The following is a 22908-nucleotide window of genomic DNA, read 5'->3' as shown; positions in this document are numbered from 1 at the left end:
TGTCGATTAATTGATCAGTAGTCAGTGCGCGAGCACGGGCGCGGCGATCCGCGCCCGCCAGTCGTCGGCGTGGTGGCAGGCGACCTCCCGGCCGCCCGGCCGGGCCTGCGCCTCGGGCCGGACGCGGCAGGCGTCCTCGGCGAAGGCGCAGCGCGGCGCGAACACACAGCCGGCCCCCTCCCAGGGCGCGGTCGCCCGCAACTGCGCCGGATGCAGGTCGTGCTCCCGCCGCACGCTCGGCGCGGAGGCGGTCAGCAGCGCGGTGTAGGGGTGCAGCGGGCGGGACAGCACCTCGGCCGTCGGCCCCTGCTCGACCAGCCGCCCCCGGTAGAGCACGGCGATCCGGTCGGCGATGCCGGCCAGCGAGCTGAGGTCGTGCGAGATGATCACGACCGCCACGTCCAGCTCCTTGCGCAGCCGGTCGAACAGCCGCAGCACATGGTTGCGGTTGGACGCGTCCAGGGCGCTCACCGGCTCGTCCGCCAGCAGCAGCCGGGGCCGGGTGACCACCGCTCGGGCCAGCAGCACCCGCTGCCGCTGGCCGCCGGAGAGCTGCCCCGGCAGCCGGTCGGCGAGCACCGGGTCCAGACCCACCTGCCGCAGCGCCGCGGCGGCCCGCTCGGAGCGCTGCTCCCTGCTGCCCGCACCGGTCACCGCCAGCGGCTCGGCGACCAGGTCACGCACCGTCAGATCCGGGTCCAGCGCCCGCAGCGGGTCCTGGAACAGGTACTGCGCGGCGCCCGAGCGGCGGTACTCGCGCAGCGCACGGCCGCGCAGCCCGGTCAGCTCCACCCCGTCCACCGAGATCCGGCCGCCGGTCACCGGCGACAGGCCGACCACGGCCCGGGCCAGGGTGGTCTTGCCGGAGCCGGTCTCGCCGATGACGCCCAGGATCTCCCCGGAGCGCGCCTCCAGCGACACCTGGTCCAGCACCTGCTGGCCGCCGCGTCCGCCGCGCCGCCCGAAGGCGACGGACAGCTCCTCGATCCGCAGGAGTGCCTCGCTCATGCCCCCACCTCCTGGAGAACCGTTCCGGACAGGGCCAGTTCCCCGGCCCGCACACAGCGGGTGCGCCGCTCGCCGCGCTCGCCGAACTCCCGCAGCGGCAGCAGGTCCTGGGCGCCGCACTCGGCTCGCGCGTACTCGCAGCGGTCCGCGAAGCGGCAGCCGGACGGGGCCGCGCCGGCCTCCGGCGGGCGTCCGGGGATCACCGCCAGCTCGCGCCGCTCCCAGTCGCCGATCGAGGCGACCCGCAGCAGCGCCTCGGTGTAGGGGTGGGCCGGGTGCGCCAGCACCTGCTCGGTCGGACCGTCCTCGACGATCTCCCCGGCGTAGAACACCAGGATCCGGTCGCACACCTCGGCGACCACCGCCAGGTCATGGCTGACCAGCAGCAGCGCCAGGCCGCGCTCGGCCCGCAGCCGCGCCAGCAGGTCCAGCACCTCCGCCTGCACCACGGTGTCCAGCGCGGTGGTGGCCTCGTCGGCGACCAGCAGCTCCGGCTCCCCGGCGATCGCGGTGGCGATCAGCACCCGCTGCAGCATCCCGCCCGAGAGCTCGAAGGGGTAGCGGTGGAACACCTCCTCGGGCCGGTGCAGCCCGACCGACCCCAGCAGCCGCACTGCCCGGCGCCGGGCCTCGCTCCGGGACAGGCCGCCGCGCACCCGCAGCGGCTCGGCCAGCTGCCGGCCCACCGTCAGCGAGGGGTTGAGGTAGCTGGCCGGGTCCTGGAACACCGCGCCCAGGTTCACCCCGCGCAGCCGCTCCCAGCCGCGCCGGTCCAGCGCGGTCAGCTCGGCGCCGGAGAGCCGCGCGCTGCCCTGCGACACCTCGCAGCCCGGGGGCAGCACCCCCAGTACCGAGCGGCAGGTCAGCGTCTTGCCGCTGCCGGACTCGCCGACCAGGCCGACCGACTCCCCGGCCCGGACGCTGAAGGACACGTCCCGCACGGCCTCGGTCGCGCCACCGTTGACGGTGATGTGCAGCCCCTCGACGGCGAGGACCGGGGCCTCCGTGGTGCTAGGCAGCGACCTGGACATCAACCTTCTCCTCACTGAGCGTGACGGGAACCGCCGCGACCGGGACCACCGGGGCGCTGCTGCCGTCCCTGATCGCGTCCGCGAGCAGGTGCAGTGCGCCGACGGTGACCATGACCAGCACCCCGGGCAGCACCGGGGCCCACGGCTGCTGGGCCAGGAAGCCCAGGTCGGAGGCGAGCATCCCGCCCCAGGTCGGGGCCGGCGGCTGCACGCCCAGGCCAAGGAAGGTCAGCGAAGCCACCGTCAGCAGCGCTGTCGCCAGCGCCTGCGCGGTGGTCACCGCGACCGTGGGCAGCACCTTGCTCCAGATGTGACGGCGCAGCACCCAGCTCCGGGAGGCCCCCATCAGCTCGGCGGCCTCCACGTACGGCACCTGGCGCAGGCCCAGCGCCGCGGCCCGGGTGACCCGGAAGAACAGCGGCGCCAGCAGGAAGCCCAGCGCCAGCATCGCCTGGTGCAGCCCGTTGCCGAGCACCCCGACCGCCGCGATCACGAACAGCGTGAACGGCATGGTCATCAGCGAGTCCACCGAGCGCAGCGCGATCCACTCGAAGGCCCGGCCGAGCCAGAGCGAGGCGAGACCGGGGACGATCCCCAGCACCAGCGCCGCGCCCACCGCCTCCAGCGCCCCGGCCACGGACAGGCCGCTCCCGGCCAGCAGCCGGCTCAGCACGTCCCGGCCGAGGTAGTCGGTGCCCAGCAGGTGCGCGCCGCTGGGGCCCTGCAGCAGATGGGCGGTGTCCTGGGCCAGCGGGTCCTGCGGGGCGAGCTGCCCGCCGAACACCGCCAGCACCGCGACCAGCAGCAGCACCGCCAGCGCCGCCCGGGCGATCGGCACCCGCCAGGTGTTGCGGAACGTCCTCACAGCGACTTCCCTCCGCTCTCGGCGGCCTGCCGCCGCCGTCCGGCCGGATTGAGCGCCGTCAGACCCGCGTTCACGGCCAGGTTGGCGATCAGCACCACCGCCACGGTGACCAGCAGCGTCCCCTGGATCACCGGGACGTCGTGCTCCTGCGCGGCCTGCAGCGACAGCTGCGCGATCCCCGGCAGGTTGAAGATCCGCTCGGTGACCACCGCGCCGCCGATCAGCATCGGCACGCTCATCCCCAGCACCGTCAGCGCCGGGCCCGCCGCGTTCCGCAGCACGTGCCCGAACAGCACCCGGCGCTCGGACAGGCCGCGCATCGACGCGCCGGTCACGTAGTTCTCCCGCAGCGCGCCCACCAGCGAGGTCCGCAGCTGCCGGGCGATCCCGGCGGCGGCCTCCAGGCTCAGCGCGAAGGCCGGCAGCAGCGAGAACCGAAGCCACTGCCCGGGATCCTGCCCGAACGGGACGTAGCCGCCCGAGGGCAGCAGCCCCAACTGCACCGACACCACCGCGATCAGGCCGATGGCGATGACGAACGCCGGCAGTGTGCCCAGCACCGCGCACACCGCGGTGATGCCGCGGTCGACCCGTCCGCCGTTGCTCAGCGCCGCGGCGATGCCGCCCGCGCCGCCGATGACGACCGCCATCAGCAGCGCGAGCCCGGCCACCGACAGGTCCACCGGCAGCGCCTGGCCGATGCTCTGCGACACCGGCACGGTGGTGAACCAGGACCGGCCCAGGTCGCCCTGCAGCGCATGGCCGAGCCAGCTGAAGAACTGCACCGGCAGCGGCCGGTCAAGACCGAATTGGTGGTTCATCCGGGCGATGTCGGCCGGGGTGGCCGTGTCGCCGAGCACCGCCGCGCCGGGGTTGGCACTGGAGAGCGCGCCGAGGCCGAAGGTCAGCACCGAGGACAGCAGGAACACCGAACCTGTGGTCACCAGACCGCGCCCCAGCGGCTTCGGCGCCCGCCGCGCACTGCCGAGCAGGCTCCGCAGCCGCAGCGCGCCCGGATCCGCGACGTCGGCGGTCGTCACCGCGCTCATCCGACCGACACCCCCTCGAAGCGCTGCACCACGAGGTCGGACGGGATCGCCGAGACGCTGTGGTGCCGGGCCAGGATCCGCGGCACGGTGTAGAGGAAGACGTTCGGCATGCTGCGCACCGCCAGCGCGGTCGCGGCCTGCAGCACGGTCGGGTAGTCGGGGGAGTCCAGCGGCGTCGCCGACACCTTGGCCACCGCCGCCAGCAGGTCCGGCGGGGTGCTCCGGCCCGGGTTCATCAGGCCCTGCTGCCCGAACAGCACCTGGAACGCCTGGGCTGCCGAGTCACGTCCGGCGAACTGGTCGGTGAAGATCTGCTGCGAGTGCTGCACGTAGACGATCTGGGTGGCCTGCGCCAGCGGGATCACCGAGATCTTGGCGTTGATGCCCACCGCCTTCAGCTGCGCCTGCACCTGCTCCGGCACGCCCTCGGCGGCCGTGGTGGTCAGCGTCACGTCCAGGCCGTTGGCGTGGCCGGCCTTGGCCAGCAGCGCCTTCGCCTTGTCCGGGTTGTACGGGTAGAGGTTGTCCGAGGCCGGGTCGTGGCCGACGTAACCGGGCGGGAAGGGCTGGTTGCTGACCGTGCCGTAGCCGAACTGCTGGGTCTTCAGCAGCGCCTGGCGGTCGATCGCGTACTGCAGCGCCAGCGCCACATCGGGGTCGTCGAACGGGGCCTTCGCGGCGTTGATGTCCAGCACCGCGACCACCAGCGAGGGGATCACCTGGACCTCGAGCCCGGCCGCCTTCGCCGCGGCGACCTGGCTGCCGGGTATCTGGGCCACGTTGTACTGCCCCGACTGCAGCGAGGCGATGACGGTGGAGGCGTCCGGCAGCGGGTAGACCTCGAAGTTCTGCAGCTTGATGTTCGCCGCGTCCCAGTAGGTCGGGTTGCGCTTGAGCACCGCCTTGGCGTTCTGGGTGTACGAGGTGAGCGTGAACGGGCCGGCCCCGACCGGCTGGGTGGCCAGGCCCGCCGCGTTGGACTCGAAGGCCTTGGGGCTGACGATCATCCCGGTCTTGCCCGCCAGCAGGTTGGGTATCTGGTAGTCGGCCTGGGTGAGCGAGAGCACCACCGTGGTCGGGCTGCTCGCGGTGACCTTGGCGACGTGCACCAGCTGCGCGGACACCAGCGACTTGGGGTCGGTGCGGCCCCGGTCCAGGCTCTTCTTCACGGCGGTGGCGTCGATCGGGCTGCCGTCGCTGAAGGTCAGCCCCGGCTTCAGGGTGAAGGTGATCTCGTCGCCCTTGGCGTTGTACGTCCAGCCGCTGGCCAGGGCCGGGACGGCGGTGCCGTGCGGGTCCAGCTTGGTCAGGCCCGCGTAGACCAGGGAGAGGTCGTGGACGTCCCAGCCGGCCGAGGAGAAGATCGGGTCCCAGGAGGTCGGCAGGGCCCAGCCCCACTTCACCGTGCCGGTGGAGCCGCCGGCGGCGCTGGTGGAGGAGCCGCTTCCGCAGGCAGTCAGAGCAAGAGCCGCACCGGCGCCAAGGCCGAGGCCGAGGAACGAGCGTCTGGCCAGGGGGCCGGTGCCGACGGACTTCAGGGCAGCAGTCATGACGGATCGTCACCTTCTGTCGGGGCGCGCCGAACAGCCCCGTGAGGGGGGTACGGGCAGCGCTGTGCGCCGCGGCGGAGCAGGCCGTCGGCGCGGGCAGGGGAAGTTCAGGGGGCCGGAGCAGAGGCACCGGTGGGGGTGGGGCAGGCTGTCGGAGCCGGCGGGGCCGCGGCGGGTATCAGAGCCCGGATGGCGGCCGGTGGCGGCGGGTCAGCGACAGAGGGCGCTGGAGGTGCGCCGCAGGTCCACGTAGCGGCACACCACGGCGGGGTGCGTCGTAAGCATGTGCCTATCGTGGCGGCCCGACCTGCTGCTGTCAATGGACACCAAAAGGTGTCCCATTCGCTGGACCGGCGCTCAGCGGTCGCCGGCCAGGGCCGGGTGCCCGGCGGCCTCGTCCGGGTGCAGCCACAGCGGACCCCCGGCGGTGTCCACCCGCAGGGCCCCGGTCGGAACCCCTCCGTCCAGCGTCAGCAGCTCCAAGTCGCGGACGGCCAGACTGCGGTGAAGGTCCATCACCTGTTCCGAGGGCCGCCGCGCGGGAGCCGCCGGACGCCCCGGCCGCAGTTCAAGAACGGCCTGCGCGTACGCCTCGGCGGGACGCCATCCGGGCACCACCCGGTGGCCCGCCGGGCTGCGGAAAATCAGGGTGGGCAGGGCGTAGCGAAAGCCCTCGTCGAGCTCCTTGGCCCGACCCGGGTGCGGGGAGGGGCCGTCCAGGTCGAGCACCTCGGGCAGCGGCGCCCGCGCCTCGGCCCGGTCCGCCCGCACCGACCCGGCGACCGCGGCGGAGGCCGCGTCGGCGGCCAGCCGGTCGGTGTCCAGATCCGGCACGCCCCGGACGCACTCCAGCACCCGCTGCTCGGTGTCGGCGGGGCGGCCCAGCACGAACACCGACTCGCGGAGCCGGCGCAGCACCCGCTCGGCCACCAGCGGGCCCTGGGCCTCGGCGGCCCTGGCCGCGAGCGAGGCCGGCCAGCTGCTGCGGGCCACCCGGTCCAGTTCCGCCGCGCGCGGGGCGCCGGTGTGCGCGGCGACCTCCGCCACGTAGCGGCTGTACCAGGCGGTCTCGGCGGCCGGGTCGGGCGCGGGGTCGTCGTCGGTGTCGAACAGGATCGAGTACACCCGGCGCCAGCGCGCCCCGGGCGCGAGCGCGGCCCGCAGCTGCCGGAACACCGGCTCCGAGCCCCAGGCCCAGGGGCACAGCGGATCGGTGTACTCCACCACCTCCAGCTCCGCTGCCTCGGGCTCCGCGCCGGTCACACGGCCACTCTCTCGGCCAGCAGCGAACCCACGCTGGTCCGCTCCAGGATGCGGCGGGCGTTCGCCTCGATGTCGCGCCAGATGTCGGGGACCCCGGCGGCGGGTCCCGGGTAGTCGAGCCCGGCCAGGGCCTCCCCGCGCAGCGTCATCAGCTCGCCGTCCACGGCCAGCGCGACGTCCAGCAGGCTGATCTCCTCGGCCGGCCGGCCCAGCCAGTAGCCGCCCTCGCAGCCGCGCTGGCTGCGGACCAGGCCGGCCCGGCGCAGCTCGCCGACCACGGACTTGAGGAACCGGAACGGAATCTCCTGCGACGAGGCGATGCTCTCGCAGGTGAGCGGACGCGCTGTGTCCTGGGCGAGTTCGAGCAGGGCCCGCACGGCGTAGTCCGCCTTCGCGGATATGTGCATGGTCGTCATTATCCCCGTCGGGGCCCGGTGCACGCAATGGACACCTCTTGACATCCTTTCGGCGCGGCTCCTACGGTCACCAGGACCGAGACCCCTCCCAGGACGGCCCCGATGACCAGCGAGCTCGCCCCCCGCGACGGATTCCACCCCGATCTGCCCGACCACCAGGGCCACCCGCACGGCGACCCGTCCGCGCGCAGCCGGGTGCACCACATCCGCGCCGACGACCTCGACGGCGACACCGCGCAGACCGGCGGGATGCGCCGCTTCGCCGCGGTCAGCGGGGCCCGGGTCGGCTCGGAGCGGATGTGGATGGGGCAGACCCACGTCGCCCCGGCGACCTCCTCGGCGGACCACCACCACGGCGCGTCCGAGACCGCGATCTACATCGTCAGCGGCCACCCGGAGTTCGTCTTCCTGGCCGAGGCGGGGGAGGGCACCGAGGAGGTCCGGCTGCGCACCGGCCCCGGCGACTACATCTTCGTCCCCCCGTTCGTCCCGCACCGCGAGGAGAACCCGGACCCCTCGGTCGAGGCGGTGGTGGTGATCGCCCGCAGCACCCAGGAGGCCGTGGTGGTCAACCTCCCGGCCCTGACCGTGCACCACCCGGACGCGCCCGAGGCCGACTAGCCGGCTAGAGGTCGCGGCGCATGCAGACCCGGTCCCAGCGGGCCAGTCCGTGGGCGGCCTCGCACTCGCGGACGGCCCGCAGCTCCGGGGTCAGCTCCGCCTCGGCCAGCCGCCGGAACCCGCAGCGCTCGTAGTAGGGCGCGTTCCAGGCCACGTCGGTGAAGGTGGTCAGGGTCAGCGCCGGCACGCCCTGGCTCCGTGCCAGCTCGGCCAGGTGGTCCAGCAGGGAGCGGCCGACGCCGCCGTGGGCGTGGTCGGGGTGCACCGACACCTGCTCCACGTGCAGGCAGCCGTCGAGCCGCTCGGCGACCAGGTAGGCCACCGGCCGGTCGTCCGCCCCCACCGCGACCCAGGCCGTCCCGGCCCGCTGGTACCCGGCCAGCTCCTCCAGCGGCGGGGGATCGTCGTCGGCGATCTCGGCCATGCCGATCTCCCGGAACGGATCCCCCGCGGCCCGTTCGATCTCCTGGAGCAGTGGCAGCTCCTCGACCCGGGCAGTCCGAATGCGCATCCGATCATTGTGCCGCCCGTCAGCGGAACAGCGACAGCCCGCCTACCAGCCGGTCCACCCGGTTCCTCGGCCCGACCAGGCTGACCGCCAGATAACCGAACTCCTCGGCCGCGGTGCCGGCGATCTGCCCGAGGTACTCGTCGTACACCCGGGAGCTCTGCGCATGCTCCGGCATGTCGACCACCAGCACGTCCGCCCTGGCGGCAGCCTTGGCGCGGATCGCCGCCAGCGCCCCGGCCGGGGCCGCCAGCACCGAGCAGCCGGCCCAGGGCAGCCCCGGGTGCACCTCTCCCGAGCCGTCCTTGGCGTCCGGCCCCAGCAGCTCCGGCCTGGCCTTGCCGACCGCGGCGGCCATGCAGGCGGCGGCGTTGGCCGCGCGTCCGGCGGCCAGCTCCTGGTCCACCACGATCACCCACTTCAGCGGCGCCTGCCGGGTCGACAGATCGGTACGGATGTCCATACGGGCTCTCCTCGGTTCATCTGCGTAGCGGAACGCGTCTACGCTAGGCAGAAGTGAGCCGCAGCATTCCGTCGGCCGCACATCATCAGGAAGAATGCCAAAACCATGCAACTTGATGCGCTGGACTGGGCCCTGCTGAAGGAACTGCAGAACGATGCACGGCAGACCAACCGGGAGCTGGCCGCCCGCACCGGGGTCTCCCCGTCCACCTCGCTGGAGCGGGTGAAGTCGCTGCGCGAGCGCGGGGTGATCACCGGCTACCACGCGGCGCTGGACCTGGAGGCGATCGACCGGCCGGTGCAGGCGCTGGTCTCGGTGCGGATCCGGCCGCCGTCCCGCCCGGTGATCGAGGGCTTCCGCGAGTGGGCGGCGGAACTGCCGGAGACCATCGGCATGTTCGTCACCTCGGGCCCGCACGACTTCCTGCTCCATGTCGCGGTCTCCGACGTGAACGGGCTCTACGCCTTTGTCATCGACCGGCTCACCGAGCGCCGCGAGGTGGCCGACGTGCAGACCACCATGGTCTTCGAGCACGTCCAGTCCCGCCCGCTCACCCCGGGCCGCCCCCGCCGCCCGTCAGGTGCCTAGCGCCGGTTCGGCGGCGCCCTCGTCCAGGTCGAACCAGACCGCCTTGCCCTCGCCCCTGGGCTGCATCCCCCAGCGGTCGGAGAGCAGGTCGAGCAGGATCAGGCCGCGCCCGGAGGAGGCCATCTCGCCGGGGGAGCGGCGGTGCGCCAGCTCGTCGCTGCGGTCCGCGACCTCGATCCGCAGCCGCCGCGCGCCGGGCGGCCCGGACATCCCGGCCACCAGCACCGCCTCGGTCTCGGTGTGCACCAGCACGTTCGCCAGCAGCTCCGAGGCCAGCAGCACCGCCGCGTCCACCTGGTCCGGGGCGGCCCAGTCGTGCATGATCGAGCGCAGTTCCTGCCGGGCCCCGGCGATCCGCTCCGGCTGGTCCTGAGCGACCGTCAGCACCAGCCGCCGGCCCGGCGGTTCCGGCCGCGGGCCGACCGCGTCGCGTCGGAGCAGCAGCAGCGCGATGTCGTCCTCGCGCCGGTCGGCGAGGTGCCCGCCGCCGCCGTGCGAGCCGGGCCCGTGCACGGCCTGGATCAGCGCGTCCGCCATCCCCTCCAGATCCTCGGCGGGTCCTGGCGACATGGTGTCCCGCACCCGGATCCAGCCGCTGTACATGTCGTGCCCGCCGGTCTCGATCAGCCCGTCCGTGCACAGCAGCATCACCTCGCCGGGCTGCAGCTCCAGCGTGGTGACCGGGTAGTCCTCGCCCTCCGGCATCAGCCCCAGCGGCAGCCCGCCCTCGACGTGCCGGATCAGGCAGGTGCCGTCCGGGGTCCGGATCACCGGGTGCGGATGGCCGGCCCGGGCCATCTGCAGGGTGCCGCGGGCCGGGTCGGCCTCGATGTAGATGCAGGTGGCGAAGCGGTCGTCGTCCAGCGCGGCCAGGAACCGCGAGGTACGGGCCAGCACCGCGTCCGGGCGGTGGCCCTCGGCGGCGTAGGCGTGCACGGCGGTGCGCAGCTGCGCCATCAGCCCGGCCGCGTGCACGTCGTGGCCCTGGACGTCGCCGATCACCAGCGCCATCCGGCCCTCGGGCAGGTCGATGATGTCGTACCAGTCGCCGCCGACCATCAGCCCGCCGCCGGTCGGCACGTAGCGGGTGGCGACGGTGATCCCGGGCAGGGTCGGCGTGCCGGTGCCCATGCTGCGGCGCAGGCCGCGGGACAGCGCCCGCTCGGACTCATTGGTGTGGGCCCGCTCCAGGGCGTGCGCCAGCATCCTGGCCACGGTGGACAGCACCGCCCGCTCGTCCGGGTAGAAGCGCACCGGGGTGCGGAACGAGGCCAGCCAGGCCCCGGTGGTGCGCCCGGCGGTGACCAGCGGCAGGAAGGCCCAGGACTGCCGGCCGAACCCGGCGGCGAGCGGCCAGGTCGCCGGGAACCGGCGCTGGTACTCCTCGGGCGAGGACAGGTACACCGCGCGCCCGGTGCGGACCACCTCGGCGGCCGGGTAGTCGGTCTCCAGCGGCATGGTGAAGGGCGTCTCCGAGCCCTCCCGGTGGCCGTGCTGCCCGACCACGGTCAGCATCCCGCCCTCGGCCCCGAACACCGCCAGGCCGTCCGGGGAGAAGCCCGGCATGGACAGCGAGGCGACCACCCGCAGCACCTCGCTGGTGGTGTTGGCCTCGGCCAGCGCCCGTCCGGCGTCAAGCAGGAACGCCTCGCGCGAGCGGCGCAGGTGCCGGGGCGGCAGCGCGGGGGAGTGCGGGCCGTGCCGGACCGGGGCCGGCGGCGGGCCGGCGACCTGGTTCAGCGCGTCGATCTGCTGCCGCTCCACCGCCAGGCCGGCGCCCGCTCCCGCGCCCGCTCCGGTACCCGCGCCCCCGGCCTCGGCCGCCGCCTCGGGCGCGTGCCCGTCCAGCGCCGTGCCCTGCACCTGGCAGGGGTCGCCGGAGGCGGCGACGGCCACCTGAAGATGCAGCACCCGGAGCAGCCGGCCCTGCTCGGTGAGCACCCGGACCCGCAGTTCGAACGGCCGCCGCTCGGCGACGGCCAGCAGCGCGGTGGACCGCAGCCGGACGAAGTCCTCGGCGTGCAGCAGCGACCGCAGCCTGCGCTCGCGGAGCCGGCTGACCGATCCGTCCAGGCCCAGCAGCCTGGCGCAGACCGGGTCCACCTCCAGGGCGTCCTCGACCCGGTTCCAGCGCCACACGCCCATCCCGACGGCGGCCAGCACGTCCCCGGCCCGGGGCGGCGGGGCGACGCTGTCGTGCTCCTCGGCCAGGCCCATCGGAAAGCCCCTCCGCCTCCATGGTCGACCCTACGGAAGGAATACGGACATAGCCTATTACGTCCGTACCAATTGCCCGCGAACGAGGACCGGGGCGCGCCGTGGGCTCAGAGGTCAGGGCAGGGGCTCAGAGGCCGGGGCAGGGGAGGTGACGCTCCGTCATCCGTCCGACCAGCTCCCGCCAGCCCTCCTCGATCCGTTCCAGCGGGACATGGCGCTGGTGGTGCAGATGGTTCAGCAGGGCCGGGTCCAGATAGCCGACCAGGGTCTGCGCGAGCAGCTCGGTGTCCCCGCCGCTGCCGGCCTGGCGCAGCAGCGAGGAGACATGGGTGACCCGGACGGCCCTGGCCGCCACCAGACATCGCTTGGACGCGCACGGCTCGGCCGCCAGGAAGAGGTCGAGGTAGCGGAAGCTGAAACGGATGGTGGCGATCCCGAACGCCAGCAGCCGCTCCGGCGCGGGCGCGCCCGGCCCCAGCGGGGCCGGCCCCGACATGAACGCCTGCTGGTACTCCTGCTCGGCGTGGTCGACCAGGGCCAGCATCAGTCCGTTCCGGTCGCCGAAGCGGCGGAACAGGGTGCCCTTGCCGACGCGGGCGGCGGCGGCCACCGCCTCCATGGTGACGTGCTCCGCGCCGTGGGCGTCCACCAGTCCTGCCGCGGCGTCGAGCAGCCTGGCCCGGTTGCGGGCGGCGTCGGCGCGTTCGCGGGGCGGCTGTCCGACAACGGTGAGTTCGCGTGCGGCGGGGGTCTGGAGACGCAGGTCCATGGGATCAGGATAGTCACAGGACGAGAAAAGTGGACCGCAGTCCGCTTCGGGTGCTACACCTGTACTCGCACCACGGTCCGGATCCACGGGCCGCGGCCTACCCATCTGCTTCAGGAGTTGTCGTGTCCGTACGCGTTCTTGCTTTCGTCGGTAGCCTCCGTGCGGGTTCGCACAACCGCCAGCTCGCCGAGGCAGCGGTCAAGCACGCCCCCGAGGGCGTCGAGATCGAGATCTTCGAGGGCCTTGCCGACGTCCCCTTCTACAACGAGGACATCGACGTCGCGGGCGACGTCCCGGCCGCGGCCGTGAAGCTGCGCGAGGCGGCCGGCGCCGCCGACGCGTTCCTGCTGTTCTCCCCGGAGTACAACGGCACCATCACCGCCGTGCTGAAGAACACCATCGACTGGCTGTCCCGCCCCTACGGCGCCTCCGCCTTCACCGGAAAGCCGGTCTCCGTGGTGGGCACCGCCTACGGCCAGTTCGGCGGCCTGTGGGCGCAGGACGAGACCCGCAAGGCGGTCGGCATCGCCGGCGGCGTCGTGCTCGAGGACGCCAAGCTCTCGGTCCCCGGCTCCGTGGTCCGCTTCGCCGACCTGCACCCGCAGGACGACGACGAGATCGCCGAGCAGCTCCCGCTGGTGCTGGCCAAGATCGCTGCCGCGGTCGCCGCGGTCCCCGCCGCCTGAGGCCGTCACACCTGGTAGGGCCGGACCCGGCGTCGGGGGTCCGGCCCTACCGGTATGTCAGACCAGGTCACTGGTCAGCCGGGTGACCACGGAGAGCGCCTGCTCCAGCGTGGCCACCGACTCCAGCGCGGTCTTCAGCGAGTCGGCTATCTTCTCGCGGCGCTCGGGCACGGTGTCGTGCTCGGCCGATCCCGAGGTGATCCGGATCTGGCCGCCGTCGGCCAGTTCGGACAGTCCGATGGCCAGCTGCTCCAGCGCCTGCGGCAGCCGTTGCGACAGCGTTCTCAGCGCGTGCGCGACGTCGTAGACGTCTCCGGGGGAGTCGTAGCCGCCCTTCAGCGTGCCGTAGTTCAGTGAGCGGATCTCGTCGGCCGCGGTGAGGGCGTGTTCGTACGGTGCGCGGTTCTGGTCCATCGGCATCCTTCGGCGTCTCTCGGGGGTGAGGGAGATCCTAAGTCCCGGGCCGGGGCCGCCGCAGCGCGTCCGTGGGGGCTCCAACCCTTGAAGATTGGTCCAGACCTTGCGCTGCCCTTTGTTCATGAGTTGAAATATGGGCGGATCGACGCAGGGGCGGCCGGACCGGTCCATCCTCCGGCGTGTCATGCCCCTGGCACCCCCACCGAAGGGCCGCGCCACGATGACCATCAGAAAACGCACCCTGCTCCCCACCCTGCTCGCGGGCTCCCTCGCCGCCGGCGGCCTGATCCTGGCCGGCCCGGTCGGCACCGCGCACGCCGCGGGCGAGCAGGTCGGCATCACCCTGACCAGCACGTCAGGCTCGGACGGACGCACCGTCACCCGGGGGCTGCAGCAGCAGACCCCGGTCAACTTCACGGCCGGGACCGGCAGCGGCGGCCAGGTCGTGAACGTCAACGAGAACACCAAGTACCAGCAGTTCACCGGGGCCGGCGCCTCCTTCACGGACACCGCCGCCTATCTGATGAACAGCAGTGGCGCGCTCAGCGCGGCCACCCGGACCACGGTGATGAACAACCTGTTCAGCCCGACCACCGGCATCGGCCTGGACTTCCTGCGCAACCCGATGGGCGCCTCCGACCTGGCCCGCAGCAACTACACCTACGACGACCTGCCGGCCGGCCAGACCGACGCGAGCCTGGCCCACTTCTCGATCAGCCACGACCTGGTCGACGTGCTGCCGCTCACCAAGCAGGCGCAGGCGCTCAACCCCAACCTCAAGGTGATGGCCACGCCGTGGACCGCGCCGCCGTGGATGAAGGACAGCGGCGCCTACAGCCAGGGCTGGCTGCAGTCGCAGTACTACCCGGCGTACGCGCAGTACTTCGTGAAGTACGTGCAGGCCTACCAGGCCCAGGGCGTGCCGATCGACTACGTGTCGGTGCAGAACGAGCCGACCTGCTGCTCCGGCTACCCGTCGATGCAGTGGAACGGCACCGGCCTGGACTACTTCACCGGCACCGACCTGCTGCCTGCCTTCCACGCCGCCGGACTGAGCACCAAGGTGCTGGCCCTGGACTGGAACTGGGACTCCTACGCGTCCTACGGCGCCCCCACCGTGGACGACGCCGCGGTGCGCAACGACCCGCTGTTCGGCGGCATCGCCTGGCACGGCTACGAGGGCGACGTGGGCGAGCAGACCACGATCCACAACCAGTACCCCTCGGTGCCCGCCTTCGACACCGAGCACTCCGGCGGCACCTGGATCGCCAACCAGCAGCAGGAGGACATGAACAACATCATCGACTACACCCGCAACTGGGGTCAGTCGGTGGTCAAGTGGTCGCTCGCGGTGGACCAGAGCATGGGCCCGCACAACGGCGGCTGCGGCACCTGCACCGGGCTGATCACGGTCCACAACGGCGACGCCCGCAGCGGGCAGGTGGACTACAACATCGAGTACTACGACATGGGCCAGCTCACCAAGTTCGTGAAGCCGGGCGCCTACCGGATCGACTCCACCGCCAACTCCAGTGTGCCGAACGTGGCCTGGCTCAACCCGGACGGCTCCAAGGCGCTGGTCGCCTACAACGAGTCCGGCAGTTCCCAGCCGCTGACCGTGAACTGGAACGGCGAGACCTTCACGTACACCCTCCCCGCGCAGACCACCGCGACCTTCACCTGGAACACCGGGACCGGCTCCGGCGGCGAGACGGTGCTGCCGCGGACCGGGTGGACGGCCTCGGCTTCGTCCTCGGGTGCGGGTGACGCGGCGTCGAACGCGATCGACGGCAATGCGGCGACGCGTTGGTCGACGGGTGCGGCGCAGGTGTCGGGTCAGTGGTTCCAGTTGGACCTGGGCAGTGCGAAGACCTTCAACCAGCTGGTGCTGGACACGGGTGCGGCCAGTGCGGGCGACTATCCGCGCGGCTACACGGTGCAGACGTCCAGCGACGGTTCGACCTGGGGCTCGGCGCTGGCGACCGGCGCCGGGTCGGGGCAGGTCACGACCATCACCTTCCCGTCCACCACGGCGCGGTATCTGAGGGTCACTCAGACCGGGAGCTCCGGCAGCTGGTTCAGCGTCGGGGAGGCCAACCTCTACGCCGCCCCGAGCACACCGACCGTGCTCTCCAGGACCGGGTGGACGGCCACGGCCTCCTCCTCGGGTGCGGGTGACGCGGCGTCGAACGCGATCGACGGCAATGCGGCGACGCGTTGGTCGACGGGTGCGGCGCAGGTGTCGGGTCAGTGGTTCCAGTTGGACCTGGGCAGTGCGAAGACCTTCAACCAGCTGGTGCTGGACACGGGTGCGGCCAGTGCGGGCGACTACCCGCGCGGCTACACGGTGCAGACCTCCAGCGACGGTTCGACCTGGGGCTCGGCCATCGCCACCGGCGCCGGGTCGGGGCAGGTCACGACCATCACCTTCCCGTCCACCACGGCGCGGTATCTGAGGGTCACTCAGACCGGCAGCTCCGGCAGCTGGTTCAGCGTCGGGGAGGCCAACCTCTACACCTCCTGAGACACACCTCCTGAGAGATCGCGCGGCCTCCCACTCGTCCCCCATACGAGTGGGAGGCCGCGTCTCCGGGGGCGCTCGCACTCTGGCATTTGTATGACATGCGCAGTTCACTGAGTGAGGGTGGCCGCGACGACTCGGCGTCATCCGGGCTGCCTACGCTACTGACCCGTAGCAACGGGCGGCCACCGCCTGCCCGATCCCCCTCCCCGTGGAGTCCCGTATGCGTTCGAGGTCCCGCACGCTCTGGTCCCTGGCCACCGCCACCGCGGTCGCCGCCGGGTTCGGCATCGTCTCGGCGGTCCAGCCTCAGGCGACCCCCGTCGCCGCGAAGAACGTCGCCAGCACGGTCCCGACCCCGGCCCACGTCGTGGTGGTGATGGAGGAGAACCACTCCTACTCCGACATCATCGGCAACTCGGGCGCCCCGTACTTCAACTCGCTGGCGGGCCAGGGCGCACTGCTCACCTCCTCCTACGGGGTCACCCACCCCAGCGAGCCCAACTACATGGCGCTGTTCGCCGGCAGCACCTTCGGCCTGACCGCCGACACCTGCCCGGTCAACAAGGGCAACACCGCCAACCTGGGCTCCGAACTGCTGGCCGCGGGCAAGACCTTCAAGGGCTACTCGGAGGGCCTGCCCTCCACCGGCTCCACCACCTGCAGCTCGGGCAAGTACGCCAGGAAGCACTCGCCCTGGGTCAACTTCAGCAACGTCCCCACCGCGGACTCGCTGCCGTTCACCTCCTTCCCGACCAACTACGCCAGCCTGCCGACGCTGTCGTTCGTGATCCCCAACCTCAACGACGACATGCACGACGGCAGCATCGCCACCGCCGACAGCTGGCTGAACAGCAAGCTGTCCGCCTACGCGACCTGGGCCAAGACCAACAACAGCCTGCTGATCGTCACCTGGGACGAGGACGACTACTCCGAGAGCAACCAGATCCCCACCATCGTGGTCGGCCAGGGCGTCAAGACCGGGCACTACGACGAGACGGTCAACCACTACAACCTGCTGGCCACGCTGGAGCAGATGTACGGGCTGACCCCGGTCGGCAGCAGCGCCACCGCCCCCGCGATCACCGACATCTGGAACTGACGGCTTGGACCTGTCCACCCGGCGGCTGCCGTACCGGGGCCTCGCCGCCACCGTCCTCACGGCCACCGCGCTGCTGCTCCTCGGCGGCGCGGTGGCCGCGCGACCGGACGGCCGGGCTGTCCCGGTGATCACCGTCAGCGAGCGCGACTGCGGCTCCGGCTGGACCCCGGCCGGGGCCGGACCGCAGTCGCTGCGGCTCAGCGACACCGCCCGCGACCCGGCCGAGGTCTATCTGATCGGCTCGGGGGACGGCGAGGTCTACGCCGAGGTGCTGTCGCTGCTGCCCGGCGTGCCCAGGGGGCTGTCGACCACCCTCGGCGGCGGTCGCTACGCGCTGCGCTGCGTGTTCACCGACGGGACCGTGCGCACCTCCCCGTCCCGGACCCTGACCGGCCGCGCCGAGGACCCGGTCCTCGGCGTGCTGCCGCTGCCCGACCTGGACCTGGCCGGACCGGTGAACGCCTACCGCCGCTACGTCGACGGCGCGCTGCCGGGACTGCTCGCCGACAGCCGCAGGCTGGACGCGGACACCGCCGCGGGCGACCTGGCCCGGGCCCGTACCGACTGGCTCACCGCCCATCTGGACTACGAGCGGCTCGGCGCGGCCTACAACAGCTTCGGCGACTTCGACGGCGCGGTGGACGGCACCGCCGACGGCCTGCCCGGGGGCACCGCCGACCCGTCCTGGACCGGCTTCCACCGGATCGAGTACGGCCTGTGGCACGGTCAGTCAGCCGCCGGGCTGCGCCCGCTGACCCGCGGTCTGGTCGGCTCGGTACAGGGCCTGATCGCGGACTTCCCCAGCGCCGACATCGACCCGGGCGACCTGCCGCTGCGCAGTCACGAGATCCTGGAGAACGCGCTGCAGTTCCAGCTCAGCGGCAGCGCCGACTACGGCAGCGGCAGCACGTTGGCCACCCTGGGCGCCAATGTCCAGGGCACCAGGGCGGTGCTGGCCGCGCTGGCCGGACTGATCACCCCGCGCGACCCCGGGCTGCTCGACGCGCTGGACGGCGGACTGACCGCGCTGGACACCGAGCTGGCCGCCTGTCGCACCCCGTCCGGGGCCTGGATCCCGCCCGCCGCGCTGCCACTGGCGCGGCGTCAGCAGCTCGACAGCGTCCTGGGCGGGCTGCTGGAACAGCTGTCGACCGTCCCCGACCTGCTGCAGGGAAGGCCCTCCGCATGACCGCCGCACCACCCCCGCCGGCCCACGGCCTCGGCCGCAGGACCTTCCTCCGCGGCGCCGCGCTGGGCACCGCCGCGGGGGCCGGAGTGCTCGGCACGGAGGCCGTCCGGGCCGCGGCGGCAGCGCCGGGCAGCTCCCCGGAGGGCCGGCGGATCCCGTTCCAGGGTGCGCACCAGGCCGGGATCACCACCCCGCCGCAGGCCGCCGTCAGCTTCGCCTCCTTCGACGTCACCGCGACCGACCGGGCCGGTCTGGAACAGCTGCTGCGCACGCTCACCGCGCGGATCCGCTTCCTCACCGCCGGGGGCACCCCGCCGGACCCGGGCGTGGCCGAGGTCCCCGCCGACAGCGCCACCCTCGGCCCGGTGGTCCCGGCCGACGGGCTGACCGTGACCGTGGCGGTGGGCGCCTCGCTGTTCGACGCCCGCTACGGGCTGGCCGCCCGAAGGCCGGCCCGGCTGAAGCAGATGCCGGTCTTCCCCAACGACCACCTGGCCGGATCCACCGAACTGCACGGCGACCTCTCGCTGCAGATCTGCGCGGACTCCCGGGACACGGTGATGCACGCCCTGCGGGACATCGCCAAGCACACCCGCACCGGGATGCAGCTCAACTGGAAGGCCGACGGCTTCCACGCCGCGCCGCGTCCGACCGGGGCGCAGCGCAACCAGCTCGGCTTCAAGGACGGCATCGCCAACCCGGACACCGCCGACCCGGCGGTGACGGCCGCGCTGCTGTGGACCAGGGGCGGCCGGCAGGGCGAGCCGGCCTGGACCGAGGGCGGCAGCTACCAGGTGCTGCGGATCATCCGGATGCTGGTCGAGTTCTGGGACCGGGTCTCGCTGCACGAGCAGGAGACGATGATCGGCCGCCGCCGGGACACCGGCGCCCCGCTCGACGGCACCGCCGAGACCGACATCCCGGACTACGCCGCCGACCCGCAGGGCATCGCCGTCCCGCTGTCGGCGCACATCCGGCTGGCCAACCCGCGCGACCGGGCGACCAAGGACCAGCAGATCCTGCGCCGCGGCTACAACTACGACCGCGGCGTGGACAGCAACGGCAACCTGGACGTCGGCCTGCTGTTCTGCAGCTACCAGCAGGATGTGGAGCGCCAGTTCGAGGCGGTGCAGGCGCGGCTGGCCGACGAGCCGCTGGTCGACTACATCCAGCCCACCGGCGGCGGCTACTTCTTCGCCCTCCCCGGGGCGGCCGACGGCGGCGACTACCTCGGCTCGGGGCTGCTCGGGTGATCCGCACGGCCCTGCCGTCGGGCCGAACCGGCCGTGGCAGCCGAGGATGGGGACAGCACACCCTCCGCCGGGGGTGACCTGTCGAGCCGGAGGTCCGCATGACGCGCCTGGTAGCGGTACTGCGGATCGGCTTCGCGCTGCTCGGTGCGGCGGCGCTGGCCGCCACCGCCGCCCACGCCGGTGACACCGGGCTCGGCCTGGTGAGCTTCTTCAGCTTCTTCACCGTGCTCAGCAACTGCGCACTGGTGCTGGTCTTCGGCTACGGCGGCGCCGCCGCGCTGCTGGACCGTCCGACCTGCCCGGACCTGCTCCGCGGCGCCGTCACCCTCTACATGGCCGTCACCGGGCTGGTCTACGCGGTGGCCCTGTCCGACGTGGACACGGCGATGCTGGCCTGGACCAACACCGTGCTGCACCAACTGCTGCCGCTGGTCGCGCTGGGCGACTGGCTGCTGCTGCGGACCGCCCGGCGGCTGCGCTGGTCCGAGACCGCGCGCTGGCTGGTCTTCCCCCTGCTGTACCTGGTCTACACCCTGCTGCGCGGCCCGCACGCGCACTGGTACCCGTACCCCTTCCTCGACCCGCGGACCCACGGCTACGGCCATGTCGCCGCCGCCTCGGCGCTGGTCACCGTGGCCTTTGTGGCCATCGCCGGGCTGCTCACCTGGGCGGGCAACGCACGGCACCCGGTGCGGTCGGCGACACTTCTGGGGTGAACCCCGCCTGGCTCGACCTCCCCGTCCGCGAAGCCGTCCCCGCCCTGCAGCAGGCCTTGGCCGCCCGGGGCACCGCCGTGCTGGAGGCGCCGCCCGGCACCGGCAAGACCACCCTGGTGCCGCTGGCCCTGGCCGGACTGGTCGACGCGTACCCGACCGCGCCCCGGCGGATCCTGGTCGCCGAGCCGCGCCGGCTGGCGGTCCGGGCGGCCTCCCGGCGGATGTCCTGGCTGCTGGACGAGCCGGGCGACGGCCCGTCAGGACGGGTCGGCCACACCATCCGCGGCGAGCGCCGGGTCGGCCCCCGCACCGTGGTCGAGGTGGTCACCACCGGGGTGCTGCTGCAGCGGCTGCAGCGCGACCCGGAGCTGCCGGGCGTGGACACGGTGCTGCTGGACGAGTGCCACGAGCGCCACCTCGACGCCGACACCGCGCTGGCCTTCCTGCTCGACGTCCGTGCCACGCTGCGGCCCGAGCTGCAGCTGCTCTGCGCCTCGGCCACCTCGGACACCGCCGCCTGGGCCGAGCTGCTCGGCGCGGAGGAGGGGCCCGCGCCGGTGGTGCGGGCGCACGGGGTCTCCTACCCGGTCGAGGTGCTGTGGTCGCCCCCGCCGCGCCCGGTCCGGCCACCGCAGGGCACCCGTACCGATCCGGCGCTGCTGGCCCATGTCGCCGCGACCGTGCGCCGGGCGCTGCGCGAGCGGGACGGCGACGTCCTCTGCTTCCTGCCCGGCGCGGGCGAGTTGGCCCGGGTGGCCGGGCTGCTGGAAGGGGCCGCCGAGATCCTGCAGCTGCACGGCCGGGCCCCGGCCCAGGTGCAGGACGCGGCGCTGGCGGCGGGCAGCGGACGCCGGGTGGTGCTGGCCACCTCGGTCGCCGAGTCCTCGCTGACCGTGCCCGGGGTGCGGGTGGTGGTCGACTGCGGGCTGGCCCGCGAGCCGCGCACCGACCACGCCCGCGGCCTGTCCAGCCTGGTGACCGTGCGGGCCTCGGTGGCGACCGGACGGCAGCGGGCCGGCCGGGCCGGGCGCGAGGCCCCGGGCGCGGTCTACCGCTGCTGGTCCGAGGCGGAGGAGGCGATGGCGCAGCGGATGCCCACCCCCGAGATCGCGCTGGCGGACCTCACCACCTTCGCGCTGCAGGCCGCCTGCTGGGGCGATCCGGAGGCCCGCGGCCTGGCCCTGCCCGAGCCCCCGCCCGCCGGCGCGATGGCCGCGGCCCGGGAGACGCTGACCGCCCTGGGCGCGGTCGACGACGCCGGACAGGCCACCGCCCGCGGACGCCGGATCGCCGACACCTCGCTGCACCCCCGGCTGGCCCGGGCGCTGCTGGACGGCGCCCCGCTGGTCGGCGCCGAGCGGGCGGCGGAGCTGGTCGCGCTGCTGTCGGAGGAGCCGCCGCGGGCCCTCGGCGACGACCTCGCCGCGGTCCGGCGCGCGGTGCGCCAGGCCCGCGACCCGTACGCCGGGCGCTGGCGCGACGAGGTCCGCCGACTGCGCCGCCAGGTCGGCGGCTCGGGCGGCGGCTCCAACGGCGGCTCGGGCGCAGGCGGCCAGGGCTCGCTGGGCCTGGCCGACGGGGCCGCCGCCGGGCTGGTCGCCGCGCTGGCCTTCCCGGAGCGCATCGCCCGCAGCCGCGCCGCCGCCGCCGGCACCGTCCCCGAGGCCGGTGCGGGCGGGTCGTTCCTGATGGCCTCGGGCACCGCCGCCGCCACCGCCGCGGGCTCCCCGCTGGCCGCCGCAGGATGGCTGGCGGTGGCCGTGGCCGACCGTCCGGCCGGCTGGGCCTCGGCCAGGATCCAGCTGGCCGCGGTACTGGACGAGGAGACCGCGCTACGGGCCGGCGCCGCGCTGCTCGGCGAGCGCGAGGAGGTGCGCTGGGCGGTGCCGGTCGGCAGCCGCCGGGGCGAGCTGACGGCCCGCCGGGTCCGCGCCCTGGGCGCCGTCGAGCTCTCCGCCAAGCCGCTGGCCGCCCCGGACCGGGCCCTGGTCCGGGCGGCGCTGCTGGAGGGGCTGGCCCGGGAGGGCGTGAGCACCCTGCTGAACTGGCCGGAGCGGGCGGCCTCGCTGCGGCTGCGGCTGGCCTTCCTGCACCGCAGCCTCGGCGAGCCTTGGCCCGAGGTCTCCGACCGGGCCCTGCTGGACGGCGCCGAGCAGTGGCTCGAACCCGAGCTCTCCCGGGCCCGCCGCCGGGCCGACCTGGAGCGGATCGACACCGCGTCAGCCCTGGCCCGGCTGCTGCCCTGGGCCTCCGGCGCGGCCGGACGTCTGGACGAGCTGGCGCCGGAGCGGATCACCGTCCCGTCCGGGTCCCGGGTGCGGGTGGACTACGCGGGGGAGCGGCCGGTGCTGGCGGTCAAGCTGCAGGAGCTGTTCGGCTGGACCGCGGCCCCCGCGCTGGCCGGCGGGCGGGTCCCGCTGACGGTCCATCTGCTGTCACCGGCCGGGCGTCCGGCCGCCGTCACCGCGGACCTGGCCTCGTTCTGGGCCGACGGCTACCGGGCGGTCCGGGCCGATCTGCGCGGGCGCTACCCCCGGCACCCCTGGCCCGAGGACCCCGCCGCCGCCCCGCCGACCCGTCGGCTGAACCCGCGCAAGTAGCGCGGGACCACCGCAGCTGACGACCCGTGAGCAGCGGCGGCGGGCGGTGACCCGGTCGGCCCAACAGATCCGGGTA

General features: G+C 73.7%; 21 protein-coding genes and 1 pseudogene. 10 read left to right on the top strand and 12 right to left on the bottom strand.

Features of this window, described 5'->3' with window-relative positions:
* Positions 1–21: 21 nt before the first annotated feature.
* The 7 genes from ACEZDG_RS32360 to ACEZDG_RS32330 form a co-directional block, all read right to left on the bottom strand.
* Positions 22–1008 carry an ABC transporter ATP-binding protein gene (locus tag ACEZDG_RS32360; protein ID WP_380516711.1) on the bottom strand — a complete coding sequence of 329 codons (987 nt, stop codon included), beginning with the start codon at positions 1006–1008 and terminating at the stop codon, positions 22–24.
* Positions 1005–2039, bottom strand: coding sequence for an ABC transporter ATP-binding protein (locus tag ACEZDG_RS32355; protein ID WP_380516708.1), 1035 nt, complete (start codon positions 2037–2039; stop codon positions 1005–1007). The genes ACEZDG_RS32360 and ACEZDG_RS32355 overlap by 4 nt, the downstream gene beginning before the upstream one ends.
* Positions 2020–2904 carry an ABC transporter permease gene (locus ACEZDG_RS32350; RefSeq protein WP_380516705.1) on the bottom strand — a complete coding sequence of 295 codons (885 nt, stop codon included), beginning with the start codon at positions 2902–2904 and terminating at the stop codon, positions 2020–2022. Before ACEZDG_RS32350 ends, ACEZDG_RS32355 begins: the two co-directional genes overlap by 20 nt.
* Entirely contained in the window at positions 2901–3953 is a 1053-nt protein-coding gene (locus ACEZDG_RS32345; RefSeq protein WP_380516702.1) for an ABC transporter permease, read from the bottom strand. Before ACEZDG_RS32345 ends, ACEZDG_RS32350 begins: the two co-directional genes overlap by 4 nt.
* Positions 3950–5503 (bottom strand): ABC transporter substrate-binding protein, encoded by a 1554-nt coding sequence (locus ACEZDG_RS32340; RefSeq protein WP_380516699.1) that lies wholly within the window; start codon positions 5501–5503, stop codon positions 3950–3952. Before ACEZDG_RS32340 ends, ACEZDG_RS32345 begins: the two co-directional genes overlap by 4 nt.
* A 357-nt stretch (positions 5504–5860) precedes the next feature.
* Positions 5861–6766: a DsbA family oxidoreductase gene (locus tag ACEZDG_RS32335; protein ID WP_380516696.1), complete on the bottom strand. Its 906-nt coding sequence runs from the start codon at positions 6764–6766 to the stop codon at positions 5861–5863.
* Positions 6763–7173, bottom strand: a complete 411-nt coding sequence (locus ACEZDG_RS32330; RefSeq protein WP_380516693.1) for an RrF2 family transcriptional regulator — start codon at positions 7171–7173, stop codon at positions 6763–6765. The genes ACEZDG_RS32335 and ACEZDG_RS32330 overlap by 4 nt, the downstream gene beginning before the upstream one ends.
* Positions 7174–7284: 111 nt before the next feature.
* Between ACEZDG_RS32330 and ACEZDG_RS32325 the strand changes: the two genes are divergently transcribed.
* Positions 7285–7803, top strand: coding sequence for a cupin domain-containing protein (locus ACEZDG_RS32325; protein ID WP_380516690.1), 519 nt, complete (start codon positions 7285–7287; stop codon positions 7801–7803).
* A 4-nt stretch (positions 7804–7807) separates the two neighbouring features.
* Here ACEZDG_RS32325 and ACEZDG_RS32320 read toward each other — a convergent pair whose 3' ends face one another.
* Positions 7808–8314, bottom strand: a complete 507-nt coding sequence (locus ACEZDG_RS32320) for a GNAT family N-acetyltransferase (RefSeq protein WP_380516688.1) — start codon at positions 8312–8314, stop codon at positions 7808–7810.
* A gap of 19 nt (positions 8315–8333) precedes the next feature.
* The gene (locus ACEZDG_RS32315; RefSeq protein ID WP_380516685.1) at positions 8334–8774 is read right to left on the bottom strand and encodes a DUF2000 domain-containing protein; all 441 of its coding nucleotides are present in this window, start codon (positions 8772–8774) and stop codon (positions 8334–8336) included.
* Positions 8775–8879: 105 nt separating this feature from the next.
* Here ACEZDG_RS32315 and ACEZDG_RS32310 point away from each other — a divergent pair, with 105 nt between their 5' ends.
* The gene (locus tag ACEZDG_RS32310) at positions 8880–9362 is read left to right on the top strand and encodes an Lrp/AsnC family transcriptional regulator (protein ID WP_380516683.1); all 483 of its coding nucleotides are present in this window, start codon (positions 8880–8882) and stop codon (positions 9360–9362) included.
* Here the strand turns inward: ACEZDG_RS32310 and ACEZDG_RS32305 are convergent.
* Both ACEZDG_RS32305 and ACEZDG_RS32300 read right to left on the bottom strand, forming a co-directional pair.
* Positions 9351–11579 carry an ATP-binding SpoIIE family protein phosphatase gene (locus ACEZDG_RS32305; protein ID WP_380516681.1) on the bottom strand — a complete coding sequence of 743 codons (2229 nt, stop codon included), beginning with the start codon at positions 11577–11579 and terminating at the stop codon, positions 9351–9353. The two genes, ACEZDG_RS32310 and ACEZDG_RS32305, sit on opposite strands and share 12 nt — an antisense overlap.
* Positions 11580–11706: 127 nt before the next feature.
* The gene (locus tag ACEZDG_RS32300; protein WP_380516679.1) at positions 11707–12348 is read right to left on the bottom strand and encodes a TetR/AcrR family transcriptional regulator; all 642 of its coding nucleotides are present in this window, start codon (positions 12346–12348) and stop codon (positions 11707–11709) included.
* Positions 12349–12470: 122 nt separating this feature from the next.
* On the opposite strand from ACEZDG_RS32300, the gene ACEZDG_RS32295 reads away from it, so the two are divergent.
* Positions 12471–13034, top strand: a complete 564-nt coding sequence (locus tag ACEZDG_RS32295) for an NAD(P)H-dependent oxidoreductase (protein WP_380516676.1) — start codon at positions 12471–12473, stop codon at positions 13032–13034.
* Between the two features lie 57 nt (positions 13035–13091).
* Here the strand turns inward: ACEZDG_RS32295 and ACEZDG_RS32290 are convergent, their stop codons facing one another.
* Positions 13092–13448 (bottom strand): hypothetical protein, encoded by a 357-nt coding sequence (locus tag ACEZDG_RS32290; protein WP_380516674.1) that lies wholly within the window; start codon positions 13446–13448, stop codon positions 13092–13094.
* A gap of 223 nt (positions 13449–13671) precedes the next feature.
* Here ACEZDG_RS32290 and ACEZDG_RS32285 point away from each other — a divergent pair.
* From ACEZDG_RS32285 to hrpB, 7 genes and pseudogenes are all read left to right on the top strand, one after another.
* Positions 13672–15549 (top strand): annotated as a pseudogene (locus ACEZDG_RS32285) (discoidin domain-containing protein); the annotation flags it as partial.
* Positions 15550–15576: 27 nt separating this feature from the next.
* Positions 15577–15975: a discoidin domain-containing protein gene (locus tag ACEZDG_RS32280; protein ID WP_380516932.1), complete on the top strand. Its 399-nt coding sequence runs from the start codon at positions 15577–15579 to the stop codon at positions 15973–15975.
* A gap of 220 nt (positions 15976–16195) precedes the next feature.
* On the top strand, positions 16196–17074 hold the full coding sequence (locus ACEZDG_RS32275) for an alkaline phosphatase family protein (protein ID WP_380516671.1): 879 nt from the start codon (positions 16196–16198) through the stop codon (positions 17072–17074).
* A gap of 4 nt (positions 17075–17078) precedes the next feature.
* Positions 17079–18263: an EfeM/EfeO family lipoprotein gene (locus tag ACEZDG_RS32270; protein ID WP_380516669.1), complete on the top strand. Its 1185-nt coding sequence runs from the start codon at positions 17079–17081 to the stop codon at positions 18261–18263.
* Positions 18260–19516 carry an iron uptake transporter deferrochelatase/peroxidase subunit gene (efeB, locus tag ACEZDG_RS32265; RefSeq protein WP_380516666.1) on the top strand — a complete coding sequence of 419 codons (1257 nt, stop codon included), beginning with the start codon at positions 18260–18262 and terminating at the stop codon, positions 19514–19516. Before ACEZDG_RS32270 ends, efeB begins: the two co-directional genes overlap by 4 nt.
* Before the next feature lie 98 nt (positions 19517–19614).
* Positions 19615–20232 carry a Pr6Pr family membrane protein gene (locus tag ACEZDG_RS32260; protein WP_380516665.1) on the top strand — a complete coding sequence of 206 codons (618 nt, stop codon included), beginning with the start codon at positions 19615–19617 and terminating at the stop codon, positions 20230–20232.
* Entirely contained in the window at positions 20229–22832 is a 2604-nt protein-coding gene (gene hrpB / locus ACEZDG_RS32255; RefSeq protein WP_380516663.1) for an ATP-dependent helicase HrpB, read from the top strand. The genes ACEZDG_RS32260 and hrpB overlap by 4 nt, the downstream gene beginning before the upstream one ends.
* Positions 22833–22908 lie beyond the last annotated feature (76 nt).

The organism is Streptacidiphilus alkalitolerans (assembly GCF_042511045.1).
GTDB classification, from domain to species: domain Bacteria; phylum Actinomycetota; class Actinomycetes; order Streptomycetales; family Streptomycetaceae; genus Streptacidiphilus; species Streptacidiphilus alkalitolerans.
The sequence above is the reverse complement of the archived record's forward strand: the minus strand, read 5'-3'. Positions and strand labels throughout refer to the sequence as shown.

Excerpts from the sequence above, each read along its gene's own strand:
- efeB (WP_380516666.1), top strand. The coding sequence starts at position 18,260 with ATGACCGCCGCACCACCCCCGCCGGCCCACGGCCTCGGCCGCAGGACC.
- ACEZDG_RS32315 (WP_380516685.1), bottom strand. The coding sequence starts at position 8,774 with ATGGACATCCGTACCGATCTGTCGACCCGGCAGGCGCCGCTGAAGTGG.
- ACEZDG_RS32330 (WP_380516693.1), bottom strand. The coding sequence starts at position 7,173 with ATGCACATATCCGCGAAGGCGGACTACGCCGTGCGGGCCCTGCTCGAA.
- ACEZDG_RS32290 (WP_380516674.1), bottom strand. The coding sequence starts at position 13,448 with ATGGACCAGAACCGCGCACCGTACGAACACGCCCTCACCGCGGCCGAC.
- ACEZDG_RS32360 (WP_380516711.1), bottom strand. The coding sequence starts at position 1,008 with ATGAGCGAGGCACTCCTGCGGATCGAGGAGCTGTCCGTCGCCTTCGGG.
- ACEZDG_RS32310 (WP_380516683.1), top strand. The coding sequence starts at position 8,880 with ATGCAACTTGATGCGCTGGACTGGGCCCTGCTGAAGGAACTGCAGAAC.
- ACEZDG_RS32300 (WP_380516679.1), bottom strand. The coding sequence starts at position 12,348 with ATGGACCTGCGTCTCCAGACCCCCGCCGCACGCGAACTCACCGTTGTC.
- ACEZDG_RS32260 (WP_380516665.1), top strand. The coding sequence starts at position 19,615 with ATGACGCGCCTGGTAGCGGTACTGCGGATCGGCTTCGCGCTGCTCGGT.
- ACEZDG_RS32355 (WP_380516708.1), bottom strand. The coding sequence starts at position 2,039 with ATGTCCAGGTCGCTGCCTAGCACCACGGAGGCCCCGGTCCTCGCCGTC.
- ACEZDG_RS32305 (WP_380516681.1), bottom strand. The coding sequence starts at position 11,579 with ATGGGCCTGGCCGAGGAGCACGACAGCGTCGCCCCGCCGCCCCGGGCC.
- ACEZDG_RS32340 (WP_380516699.1), bottom strand. The coding sequence starts at position 5,503 with ATGACTGCTGCCCTGAAGTCCGTCGGCACCGGCCCCCTGGCCAGACGC.
- ACEZDG_RS32325 (WP_380516690.1), top strand. The coding sequence starts at position 7,285 with ATGACCAGCGAGCTCGCCCCCCGCGACGGATTCCACCCCGATCTGCCC.
- ACEZDG_RS32275 (WP_380516671.1), top strand. The coding sequence starts at position 16,196 with ATGCGTTCGAGGTCCCGCACGCTCTGGTCCCTGGCCACCGCCACCGCG.
- ACEZDG_RS32345 (WP_380516702.1), bottom strand. The coding sequence starts at position 3,953 with ATGAGCGCGGTGACGACCGCCGACGTCGCGGATCCGGGCGCGCTGCGG.
- ACEZDG_RS32320 (WP_380516688.1), bottom strand. The coding sequence starts at position 8,314 with ATGCGCATTCGGACTGCCCGGGTCGAGGAGCTGCCACTGCTCCAGGAG.